The sequence below is a fragment of the Streptococcus hillyeri genome (assembly GCF_041081565.1).
Classification (GTDB): domain Bacteria; phylum Bacillota; class Bacilli; order Lactobacillales; family Streptococcaceae; genus Streptococcus; species Streptococcus hillyeri.
Genome location: NZ_CP163513.1, coordinates 1,166,200 through 1,178,277 on the forward strand (window position 1 = coordinate 1,166,200; position 12,078 = coordinate 1,178,277).

A 12,078-nucleotide genomic window follows, 5' to 3' on the forward strand; every position below is an offset into this window, starting at 1 on the left:
TGAGTCCTTACTATGACAAAATATAAACACCTTACCCTCTCAGACCGCAATGACATCCAACTTGGCTTAGAACGTGGAGAAACCTTCAAAGCCATTGGACAAACTATCCTAAAAGATCCTACTACCGTTTCCAAAGAGGTCAAACGTAACAGACAGGTCAGAACCTCTACCAGTGATGGGCTTCCTTGCCCTCTCATTGATAAATCCCCATTTGTCTGTAACGGATGTCCTAAGAGAAGACAAAATTGTGGCTACAAGAAAATCTTCTACCTCGCTAAACAGGCTCAAAAACAATACGAACAAACCCTCGTTGAGGCTCGAGAAGGAACACCTCTCAACTCTCAAACGTTCTGGGATATGGATAAAGTCATTTCTGATGGTGTGAAAAAGGGACAACACATCTATCACATCCTTAAAACGCATAACCTTGATGTCAGTTCCTCAACCGTCTATCGACACATCCGTAAAGGATACCTTTCTATCGCTCCTATTGATCTGGCTAGAGCTGTAAAATTCAAAGAAAGGCGCAAATCTATCCTGCCTTCTATCCCTAAAGAAGCTAAAAAAGGGCGTTCTTATGAGGACTTCCAAAACTACCTGACACATAGACAACTGACCTCTTGGCTTGAAATGGACACCGTTATTGGACGGGTTGGCGGAAAAGTATTACTCACCTTCAATTTGTCTTTCTGTAACTTTATCTTCGCTAGACTTCTGGACAATAAAACCGCTCTTGAGGTCGCTAAACACTTCTATGTCATCAAGAACACACTTTATGAGGCTGATAGAAATTTCTTCGATGTTTTCCCTATCATTCTTACAGATAATGGCGGAGAATTTGCCAGAGTTGATGACATCGAGATGGATATCAGAGGTGAGATTAAACTATTCTTTTGTGACCCTAATCGCTCTGACCAGAAAGGAAAAATTGAGAAAAATCACTCCCTTATTCGCGATATTCTACCAAAGGGAACTTCTTTTGATAACTTAACTCAGGACGATATCAACCTAGTCTGTTCTCATGTCAATAGCGTGAAACGCGCTGCTTTGAATGGGAAATCAGCTTATGAGCTCTTTACCTTTACCTATGACGAAGAACTGGCTAAACTTCTTGGCATTTCCTTAATTCCCGCAGAAGACGTCTGTCAGTCCCCAAAATTACTCCAACATAAATTCTAAAAACTAATCTAAATATAAGCCACTCAAACGTCTCACACTAACTTCCACCATAACGGAACTTAATCTGAAACGCTTTCAGATGAGGGGATTTTGTGTACCCTTTTTTCACCTAAATTCGCCTAAAAATGCAATAAAATCAACCATTATAAAAACCAGTGGAACTTACCCTGACACGGATTTCCACTGGTTGTTAGAGGTTTTATCAGATTAACTTCCACTTTAACAGACGGTGGAAGTTAGTTTGGGAATTTAGCAAAGATTTTCAAAGAGCTCATCGGCTTGTTCGATGTTACGGAAGCCTTGTGCCAAGTCCTCTAGCTGAAAGGTGCCGTCATTGACCCGATCCACCAAGGCGGTAAAGGTCAAATCTGGCTCAATGGCATAAGACATCTCACCCTTAATCACCGCCAGCAAATCAGCATGCGTCTCCTCATCTTCGTAGTAACCACGATAGAGGTCTAAAGCCTTGTGCAAATCATCGGTCGGCTCCTCCATGGTCTCAGCCACATAAAAGAGCATCTTGTCCGACAGGTACTTGTAAAAGACCATGCCCAAAAGATAGGACTTGTAGTCATTAGCATCCATCTTAGAGCGGAGAATATCCGCCGAATTCCAAAGCGCCTGATACAGCGATTGGGAGGTTTGTAGTTGTTCCATGTTCTTGTCTTTCTAATGGTTTATTTTGGGAAAATAGCAGAGCTGATAGGAAATACTCCAAGTAACTTAGATAGTCGTTCTACTACTGTTCTATTTCTGCTCCAAAGGCACAACAGCTAAGGTCTTTCCAAGGCTGGCTAGCACTTTCAAAACGGTATCAAGTTGCGGACTGGTTTTTCCAGATTCCATCCGAGCAATCACAGGTTGACTAACACCGCTGAGCTGCTCCAATTTCTTCTGACTGATACCCTTTTCCTGTCTAGCCTTAATGAGTTCAAGCATAACAGCCACCCTCAAATCACTTTCACGCAATTCCTCAGGCGTAAAGAGTTCCGCTTGAACCTCTTCCCAACGACTACCAATAGCTGGATTGTTTGTTGTCATACCGTGCCTCGTTTTGCAATAGATATTTGTAGAAATTTTTCTATTTCAATTATAACTCAAAAGTTATTGAAAAGGAATACTTTAAGCTATTAAAGTACCTCGAATGCTTATCTTATTTATTCGAAAAAGGTAATCATCCAAATGAAGATATTTTAAAAAATTATTCCTCTATTTTATATCTTCCATCTATCTCATATTTAATTTTAAATCCTTCTAGTTCCATTTTATCTAATCGATGTTTCAACATACTTACAGTTTGAGAATTATCTATTTCATTTCCATAATCAAAGCTGTAAGTTTTTTCCCAGACAGTCAATGTTTTATCCGAAGGGATGTAATCAAAATCATCTCTATTTCTTCCATTAGAAATAATTCCTTGTAAAATCCAAAAAGATATAAATTGAGTATCAGTTAGTGAATAAACTACTTCCCAGATGTCATCTGTCCATTCAGAAAATTTTGTCCATAAATTGCTACTGGAAAGATAAACTAAAAGCATAATATCTTTTCTTTCATCTGAAGAATGCAAAATGGTATCGCACTGAACATCGGTGAATCGTTCCCCTAGTACATGAAAACTAAAAATGTGGTATTTTACCAAAAGATATAATTGCTGTGAAAAATCATAGTTAGCTTTATCTAGAATTATTTTCCATCCATCATAAATCTCATTATTAATTTCTTCATCAGTTTTATTTTTACGCTCTTTAGGAAGTGAATACATCAGACTATTACCATGTGTTCCTATATATGTTTTAGGTGGCATGATTTCATTTTGTTTTTCGCGAATGATGTAGGAAATTGTATCACTCGTCTTATAGTCACGTATATACTCTAGAGCCAACTGTAGTAACTTCTCTTTTCTCTCCCTAGTAAAGTTTCCATAATTAGCTGATAAATACTTGTAGAAATCAGTACCACTACTTGATAATAATTGCTCCTTAAGTAGAACATCACTATTAATTATCTCCTCTAGCTCACTGACTGCTGTGTTTGATACTTGTTCATATAAAAAATATTCACTACGATTATAGGCAAAACACGGTGGATAGCCTTCATTATATTTATATAAGCCATCAATTTGAGAGGTTATTAGAAATTTAGGAACATCTCCTTCATCAATATCTACACCAAAGCCATTTATTAAATTTTGATAGAGGTTTGAGTGGAATAGATAGGTATAAATTACTAGTAACTGTTGCTCTATTTGAACATGTCCTAACTTACCTCGGTCAAAAAATTCCTTGCTAACATAGTCATTGAAATGCTCTCTATCCCTTAAATTTCTCCCCTCATTTATAATGAGTTGTTTAAAATCCTGCGAAAGTATCGTCTCAAATTTTTCTTCTAATGCACCAAAATAGGTCTCCCAAATATTATTGGGATGCAGTGCAAAAGGCAGCTCAATTCTTCTATCAATAATTTTCGAAAGAAAGTTGGTTTTCACTTCGTAGATATTTGAAATATCTCCTACAAACACAATCGGTAATTTCCCTTTAAGGAGACTGAAAATTTTATACGTTTCTTCCTGTTGTTTTTCAGTTAATCGATCAAAATCATCAAAAATTAATACAACTTTATCGTGTGGTAACTTATTAAAGAGAAAAATCCAAAAAATATCCGATTTGAATTTAAAAAATTGATAAATAGCCACTAATAAGGCAATGATACCTACGATGAAAAAGAGAAATTTAAATGGGAGTCCAATTTCTTTAATAAGATTTTCAATTCCAAGATTAACAACATTTGTTGACAATATCGAAACTGCCACAGATAAAATTGATAAAGCTAATATTCCATAATAATATATGGGATGTAATTTTGAAAAAACGATTTCTAAGGTAGGTCTACTATCATTGATTTTCCATAAGTCAATAAATATCAATTTTTTATTTTTCTTTTCAGAAACCTTCTCTAAGAATGTAGTTTTACCAGAACCCCAAGCACCGTTTAAAAAATAGGTCTTATTTTCATCCAATAACTTGAAAAAATTTTCTTCCGCAGTAGATGTATCAATATTTTCTAACTGTATAACACTATTGTTTTTACACATAATACCTCACATCGTTTAAATAAACATATCCTTCAAGAGCTTTTTCTTCAATGTTTCAAGTTGATTGATTTTTTCTTGGTAAGATGAGATTAATGTGTCAAGGTCAGAGAAGAAAGAGCCAATGGCACGTTGTTCAGATAAAATTGGATAATGTATCTTTAAATTTCGAATGGCCTTTAGACCCAGATTTTTAATTGTGGTACCAGTTAAATTATTGAAAAAATATTTTCTAATCTGAGCTGTTTGAAGAAGATAGTAAATAAAATTTTTATCAAACGAATCAACCTGTAAATAAGCCACACTCTTACTCAACATAACTTTTTCATTACGATACCATCCAAGACTACCAATTGTACCATTAATTGACATCAAAATTGTATTTTTTTCCAGTGCCAAATCATGAGGAGTTAATTGATTCAAATTTACATATTTAGTTTCAGTATTTAGTTGAATACTATCTTGTACTAAATTATTACCATTTATGAAAGCATATTCCCCTGCATCATTGTACTTAGGTGTTCCATGAATACCGTCACCTATTTTTGAAAGACCTTCTCTCAACTTCTTCTCCTTCCATTCACCATCAAATCCTTCTAAGCGGATTTCAGGAGTGGTCTGGCCTGCCTTTGGAAACATCTTGGACAGCATGGACGCCTTAAAGGCTTGATAGTTGGCCAAATTATCCTTATAGGCAGACAAGAGCTCATCAAGCGTCTGGAAAAGCGACCCGATAGCGGATTGTTCAGGGAGTGAGGGAAAATATTTTTGAATAATATTTAATACATCTCTAGTAAGTTGAGGTTGAGCTCCACCTGTGACATATTTTTTTAAAGAACGACTTAATAGAGAACTATATAAAAAATACTTGTCAATTTCATCTACATCAACATTTACAACCATTGAATTTCCAGTAATGTATACTGGACCTTTAACAAAACTTGGTGTACCTGTATTTTCTCCCCTTGCAGAAATAGTCACTTGATCCTCAATATGATTTGGTTCAAGATAATATCCAATATAGCCGTTTGCGCCAAAAACTGGAACGCCACTTTCGGTTAGATCTGACTGTGTGATAGTTTTGGGTTGATACATTTGGGCGGTGTCACCTAATTTTTTCTTTTCCCACTCATCATCAAAATCTTTGAATCTGAGTTTTGGAATATTTTTATATTTCATAATTCGTTCCTATTCGTTCATTCAGTTGATTAAAAAATTTTAAAATTCTTCTTCCAGTTCTTTCTCAATTCTTTGAGAACACCGATTGATAATTTTATCAATATGCATAACTAAATCAATATACTCTATATCATCTTCAAAAATTTCTTTTACAGATTGTAAAAAATTCTGTTTTTGTTCCAACACAGGGACATAACTTCCTGACCAAGAATCTGACATGGCAGAATAGTGTATTTTTGAAAAAGTTGCTTTCCCGTACCCCTTTGATTTTATAATTTCAAATAGTTTTAACTTTTCACTTTTATCATCAAAAATTTCAACCCCTAAGTTTACCATTTTTATTACCAATTCTTCATTATCGGATAATTCTATGGCATTAAACAGGATTGAATGATTCTCTTTGAATATACTTTCTAACAAACTACTATAATAATAAAGTGAATCATTTTCTAATATATAATTCAAAAAGCTGAGATAAACTTTTTCAACATTATTAAATGATTTAATTTTATGAAGTATTACATAAACTTCATCATTATAGCCCAACTTCAAGTCATTTATTTTTTTCAAAATATTCACAGTAAAATCTATATCATCGTGCCCAAGCATTTGAAAAAGCTTCCCGCTACGATCAATATTACTCCTTAATTCTTTCAAGTATAACCTTTTTAAGTCATCTTTCCCCATTAAATTAATTAGTCTTGTTACTTCTTCATCTCTTACAAAAAAAGGAATAATGAAATGAGCACTCTTAGCTTTTTTAATTAAGATTTCTTTTAAGTCAGGCTTTGATAAGAGAAATTGTTCAAAATGCAGTATATTCAAATATTTAGGTATGGGATTATTCTTTAAGATAATTTCAAGTAATTGTATATCTTCTTTTTCAATTCTCTTCAGCTGTGTTAGGTATGCAAATTGCCATTTATATTTTTCAGACTCTGAAGGAAAGCCAAGAATGCTTTGCATTTCCTGTTGAGACAGACCTTCTAAAAATTCATTTGGTGTAACATTTTCAAAACGATAACGTGTTCTAAACATGGAATACAGAAAATCAATTTTCTCATCAATTAGTTCATGGTACATATTGTATAAAACACGTTCAATATTTTCATTATTCATGAATGTATTTTGTTTAAATTGATATGCATAGGTAAAAATTTTTTCCAAATTACTTGAATAACTAATCACAATTTGATTAAAATCTGCCTGTTCATCATCTTTATACCGCCAAGCGTAGTTTGAATTGGCTAGATTATTATATATTTTTTGTCTTTCTGATGCTTTGTACTCAGAAAACACTTCAAAATCTGATTTTATTTCAGCTTCATGTAAAGCAAAAACAATCTTCTCTCCGGATAGAGATAAATTTGAGAGATTTGAAAAAAATCTATACTTAATATTTTTCAAGTCTTGTTCGATAGTTTTTTGATGGGTATTTGAATAATTTAAAATAGTAAATTGATAATCATATAAAATTTTTTCAATGTAATATCTAATTTTTGAAGCTCCTGTACTATACAATTTTTCAAGAATTTCAATAATTATCGCATGATACTGTACCAGTTTAACACTATCTGGTATCGTGTACCGTCTAAGAGTAAATGTTTTTTCATCATTTGCTGTGGCTCTCTCAACTTCTAACTTCCAGTATTGTTTTAGTATAGTTACAATTAGTTCTTGATTGTATATTTTATCTAAATCTAGCCGTTTAAATTGAGCTAGTGTTGCTTTTGCTATATTATAATCTATGTAATCTCTTTCTGTTATAAGGCCGCAATTTTTTTCAAGCATATCATAAACTTCGGAAATAAGATTTGGTTTTTTTACGAAATAGTTCATCAATAATTGTAAGCCATGTTTATAATATTTTGTTTTAATAACTGTTTGTATGATCAACAATAGAGAATCATCAACGGTTTTACTTTTATTCTTTTCCTTGACAAAATTAGCTTGTGTATAGTTTTCTTCCACAATATCACTGATTGTATCTTTAACATATGATATTGCCTCTAATGGAAGTAATATTCCAAATTGTGCTAAAAACCCTTCTTTCTCTTCTACATTTTGAAAAATGTTTTCAGCATAGTATTCTTTAGCTGCCTCCGATATAATATTAAAATCATTTTCATTATGGACAAAGTTGGAAAATTGATTCAATAGCTGAATAACCTTTTGATTGTTTAATGGATATAATGCATGTAAAATATCTAAAACTGATATTTTTTTGTTAATTAAAAACTTGATAACAATATAATCATCCAATGACTGATCAGCTATTTTCACTATCTTACTATTATAAATATTACATAATTCTCTGTTATGAAGTCTTTCGACTCCATCTTTAAATAACTTCTCTGATATATTTGTTAATTGTAATAATTTAATAAACTCTTGATTATCTTTTAAACTATCAAAACTAATTTTTTTGAGATATGACAAAATGAATAATGCTTTTTGCTCTTCAAAAGATATATTATCTTTTAATAGAATACCTTCATAATAGTCTTGTAAAATATCAATTTCATTTTTAAACTTTGTTAAATCCTGTGAATTAGACATTAGGACTGCTAGAACTGCAATTCGTGGATTTCCTTTTGAAATATTTTCAATATGTTCTATTTGCTGCTGAGTAAATTCATGTTCAGAAAATTGCCGGAGTAACTGCTTAAAATTATCATCTTGCAAAATAACGGGTTCCAAGCTGCTATATCCGTAATTTTTAATGTTATGTATTACTTCATTTTTTGCATAGTCTCGGACAGTTAGGATAAACCTAACATTATTATTCGTACTAAGTAATCCCAATGTTGAAATATAATTTTGAACTGTATTGACATCATCTATAAAAATCACATTGTCTTTCTGTAAATCTAAATGGTATTTAATATCTTGATAAATTGACTGATTATTGCTCTTTACACAAAGAACATTCAATCCCTTTTTAGCAAGTATTGAACAAATTTCAATTGCTAATCTTGTTTTTCCTGTTCCCGGTTTAGATGATATTAATAGAATTCGATTTTTACTTGATTCTAAGAGTTTGATACCTTCATTTACATCCCCAATATAAAAATTTGAAATTGGAGCATTTGTTGTACTGCTGTCATGAATTTTTATAAAATCATCAATGCTCCATACCTGTTCTGTAGATTCATTAATTGATAAATATTCTTTTGCTAAAAATTGAAATTCTAACCTAATAAGATCATTCGCAATTTCATTAATTCCAATCAAGTCTAATTGATAAGGCTTAGCTAATTCTTCTAGTTCATCTCTTTGTTTAATCGATATATTTGAAGAAGTATGGCAACAAATAATTCTACTAATTTTATTTTGTTCAGTACCTTCGTCAAGAATTTTTTTCTTTACTGCTTGAATATCTTCTTTTAATTTAGGGACTACAGATGTATGTGTGCCATACATAATATAAATATATTTTCCATCTTTTTCTGCGTAAGAATCTGGTATGCCTCTAGTCGTTTTATCTGTCCCCTCTTGAGAACCTAAAGAAACTAAATTACTAAATTGATATTTTCTTCTTAGATAAGCATCTCCTAATTTTTGGAATTTTCCACCCTCAAGTTCTTTGATAGCAGTTTCGATTCTGTTTACTAATCCCATTGAAATTCCTTCCTAACCATTTTAATAATTTAGTTTCTTGTTACTTACTCGTTAACTTCCTATTTTGCTTTGCATTGCTTAGCGGCTCTGTATCTTAGTAACTGAACACGGCCTAAAAGCTCGGGATTTAGATAAGACGCCTTGTGAGTAAGCCCACATCGTTGTCTTCCTAAAATCCTAATCGCTTTTTTAACGGCCTTTGTATCTTATTACCTACCTCCTCACTCTCAGTGGTTCAATCACTTCTTCGATGAGTTGGGTGTAGGCTTTTTTGATTTCGATTTTGTATTTGAGGGGGTTGAGGGCTTCTGCGACGTCGTTTTTGTAGTCTTGGTAGCGTTGGCTTTGACTGAGTTCACTTTCGCCAAGTTGTTTGCTTTCCCCTTTGCGGTAGTTTTTGACGAGATACATGAGTTCGTCTGCGCCGATATACCATTTCTTAGCCAGTTGGGTGACTTCCTTGGTAATCACGGCTTCTATCATCTGGTCGAGGATATTGGTGATGGATTGACCGCGATAGCTTTCTGGATCCATTTGGATTTGAAGCCAGAGGTCGGCGATGACTTGGGCTAGTCCTTGGTTGGTTTTGGCAAGGTCTGCGATATAAGCATCTACGGCTGCAATGTCTTTTGCGGTCAATTCTTTTTGGGCATCATCTGCCTGTGGGATAAAGGCTTGGATGAGAGAAATGATATACTCGTAGTTAATCTCATCGAGATGGACGGATTCCAACTCATAGAGGATATCGAGGGGTTCATCGTCTGTATCATCGTTATCGTCCTTACGGCGCTTGATTTCTTCGAGGACATTTTGGTAGGTGCCCATATAAGTTTCTAGCAGTTCTTCTGTCAATCCTGTTTCTGCAAAGATAGTATCTTGGTCGTATTCGGAATAGACCTTGATAAATGCAAAATAACGGTCAAATTCAAGGTGATAATCTGACCAAACTTTTTAGCACCATTGAAGATACGGTTGGTTCGGCTAAAGGCCTGAATCAAATCGTGAGGCTGCATGGGCTTGCGGTCAATGAAGAGGGTCGAAAGGCAAGGGGCATCAAAGCCTGTCAGAAGACGGTTGACCACGATAACCAAGTCCAGTTGCTCTTCACGGAAGAGGTACTTGTCCTTCTTACGAGCGAGGCGATTATTGACATCGGTATTGAAGCCACGCAGGTCTGCTATCGTGTAGTGGGTGCCAAACTCGGTATTGTAATCATAGATGGCTTCCTTCATCTTGTCCTGATTGACCGTTGACTCCTCGTCATTTTCCGTCACGGAGTAAGTGATGGTAAACTTTGGAAAGTCTGGGAGGACTTGCTTCACGCGCTCAGAAATCTTCACTCTAGTCTCACCTGCTTTGACGCGTTTTAAGAGGTCATAATATTTCTGCGCCATAGGGATAGACTTCACGGTTAGGATGGCATTGAAGGTCTGTCCGACACCGTTTTGAAAGCCAAGTTGCCCACGGGATTTATTGATGATAGCGTCCAACACTTCTAGCATATGCTCCTCTTCCTCATAGGCACTGTCTGGAATATCCTTTTCAGCGATGTCTTTATTGAGAATGAGGGTGTTTTTATAGTCCACTTTGAAGCCAAGAACAGCCTTGTCATGGATAGCTTCCTTGACGGTGTATTCGTGGAGGCGTTTGCCGTATTGTTCTTCGGTAGTTTGGGCGAGATTCCCGAGTTGTTGGCGTTTGTTTTCTGCAAAGATTGGCGTTCCTGTAAAACCATACCAGAGCGAATGGATAAAGAAGCTTGAGAGTTTAAGCTGAGCCTGTGGCGTCACCGCACGGTGACATTCGTCCACGACAAAAGCGACTTTGAGTTGCTTGATTTTATCTGCTTCCTTGCTGTAGAGCCTGTCTTCGATTTTGCGCATCATGGTTGCCAATTTTTGAATGGTTGTCACCACCACGCGCTTATCATCCGCCACCAATCGTTTTACCAACTGATGAGTATTGTCCGTCTCATCAATGTCAATGACATCATTGGCAGCATAGGAGAGAAAACTTGAGGTCGTCTGCTGATCCAAGTCGCTACGATCCACCACAAAAATGGTCTTGGCAATAGACGGAATCTGTAAAAGATTACGAGCGACCTTATAAGAAGTCAGTGTCTTACCAGAACCAGTCGTGTGCCAGACATAGCCTGACTCTTGCTTACGGCTAGCTTCCTGCACCGCTTCAATGGCATGAACTTGATAAGGACGAAGCAAAATCAAAGCTTTTTTGTCATCATCAATCACTGAATATTGCATGACCATCTGATGGGCTCTTGGAATCGAGAGCACCTCTTTGGCAAAGGCGAAAAGATTGAGCACTGGTTGATTGTTGGTATCCACCCACTTGGTCAAGAAAGTATCATTGAGCTTATTTTCTTTTGCTGCTGCGATATAGCGGGTATCCGTTAGGTTAGACACGACAAACATCTGTAAGCTAGAGTAAATCCCTCGCAGTTTACCTTCACGGTCGTATTTTTTAATTTGACGAAAAGCATCCATAAACGGATGTTGGGCATTTTTCAGCTCAATCTGAATCAGAGGCAGTCCGTTGATTAACAACGTCACATCAAGCCTTCTGTCTTGGTCTGCTGGTTCTGCTTTAGGACGCTCCACTTGATTCACCACTTCATAAGAAGAGGTCCCGCCAGCAACATTATCTCGCCAAATGACGGATAAACGGATAGTGCTTAGACTAGCATCCTCACGTTGTACTTGAACTTTGGCAATGCCATTCTCACCCGCCAACCATTTAGCGGCTTCGTAGTAATTGATAAAGTTAAGCTGGTTTTTAATCTGTGCCTTTTCTTGCTCCGTCAAAGGCGTGCCATTTAACACGGCAACGTTATTTTGCTCTAATTTGGCAAAGAAATTGTCCCAGAGGGCATCCTCTGTTTTTAAATCACTCCGATAACTCCATTGACTGTTTCCAGTCGTCAACTGGTCAATGAGTTGTTGTTCAATCGCTAATTCACCTGTGTATGTCATACTGCATTCCTAATCCTT

Annotated in this window: 5 protein-coding genes and 2 pseudogenes; 1 reads left to right on the top strand and 6 read right to left on the bottom strand. The window is 35.4% G+C overall.

From position 1 onward, the window contains the following. The first annotated feature begins 12 nt into the window (after window positions 1–12). Window positions 13–1,179 (top strand): IS30 family transposase, encoded by a 1,167-nt coding sequence (locus AB6M99_RS05465; protein ID WP_369350352.1) that lies wholly within the window; start codon window positions 13–15, stop codon window positions 1,177–1,179. A gap of 255 nt (window positions 1,180–1,434) precedes the next feature. Here AB6M99_RS05465 and AB6M99_RS05470 read toward each other — a convergent pair. The 6 genes and pseudogenes from AB6M99_RS05470 to AB6M99_RS05495 form a co-directional block, all read right to left on the bottom strand. Continuing rightward, window positions 1,435–1,836: pseudogene (locus AB6M99_RS05470) on the bottom strand (type I restriction-modification system subunit M N-terminal domain-containing protein); the annotation flags it as partial. Between the two features lie 90 nt (window positions 1,837–1,926). Then, window positions 1,927–2,220 carry a helix-turn-helix domain-containing protein gene (locus AB6M99_RS05475; RefSeq protein ID WP_121834720.1) on the bottom strand — a complete coding sequence of 98 codons (294 nt, stop codon included), beginning with the start codon at window positions 2,218–2,220 and terminating at the stop codon, window positions 1,927–1,929. Window positions 2,221–2,380: 160 nt separating this feature from the next. Beyond that, window positions 2,381–4,273, bottom strand: a complete 1,893-nt coding sequence (locus AB6M99_RS05480) for a P-loop NTPase fold protein (RefSeq protein ID WP_369350353.1) — start codon at window positions 4,271–4,273, stop codon at window positions 2,381–2,383. 15 nt (window positions 4,274–4,288) lie between these two features. Next, the gene (locus tag AB6M99_RS05485) at window positions 4,289–5,449 is read right to left on the bottom strand and encodes a restriction endonuclease subunit S (RefSeq protein WP_121834718.1); all 1,161 of its coding nucleotides are present in this window, start codon (window positions 5,447–5,449) and stop codon (window positions 4,289–4,291) included. A gap of 39 nt (window positions 5,450–5,488) precedes the next feature. After that, window positions 5,489–9,070, bottom strand: coding sequence for an ATP-binding protein (locus tag AB6M99_RS05490; protein WP_121834717.1), 3,582 nt, complete (start codon window positions 9,068–9,070; stop codon window positions 5,489–5,491). Between the two features lie 213 nt (window positions 9,071–9,283). Next, window positions 9,284–12,060: pseudogene (locus AB6M99_RS05495) on the bottom strand (HsdR family type I site-specific deoxyribonuclease). Window positions 12,061–12,078 lie beyond the last annotated feature (18 nt).

Excerpts from the sequence above, each read along its gene's own strand:
- AB6M99_RS05475 (WP_121834720.1), bottom strand. The coding sequence starts at position 2,220 with ATGACAACAAACAATCCAGCTATTGGTAGTCGTTGGGAAGAGGTTCAA.
- AB6M99_RS05485 (WP_121834718.1), bottom strand. The coding sequence starts at position 5,449 with ATGAAATATAAAAATATTCCAAAACTCAGATTCAAAGATTTTGATGAT.
- AB6M99_RS05465 (WP_369350352.1), top strand. The coding sequence starts at position 13 with ATGACAAAATATAAACACCTTACCCTCTCAGACCGCAATGACATCCAA.
- AB6M99_RS05490 (WP_121834717.1), bottom strand. The coding sequence starts at position 9,070 with ATGGGATTAGTAAACAGAATCGAAACTGCTATCAAAGAACTTGAGGGT.
- AB6M99_RS05480 (WP_369350353.1), bottom strand. The coding sequence starts at position 4,273 with ATGTGTAAAAACAATAGTGTTATACAGTTAGAAAATATTGATACATCT.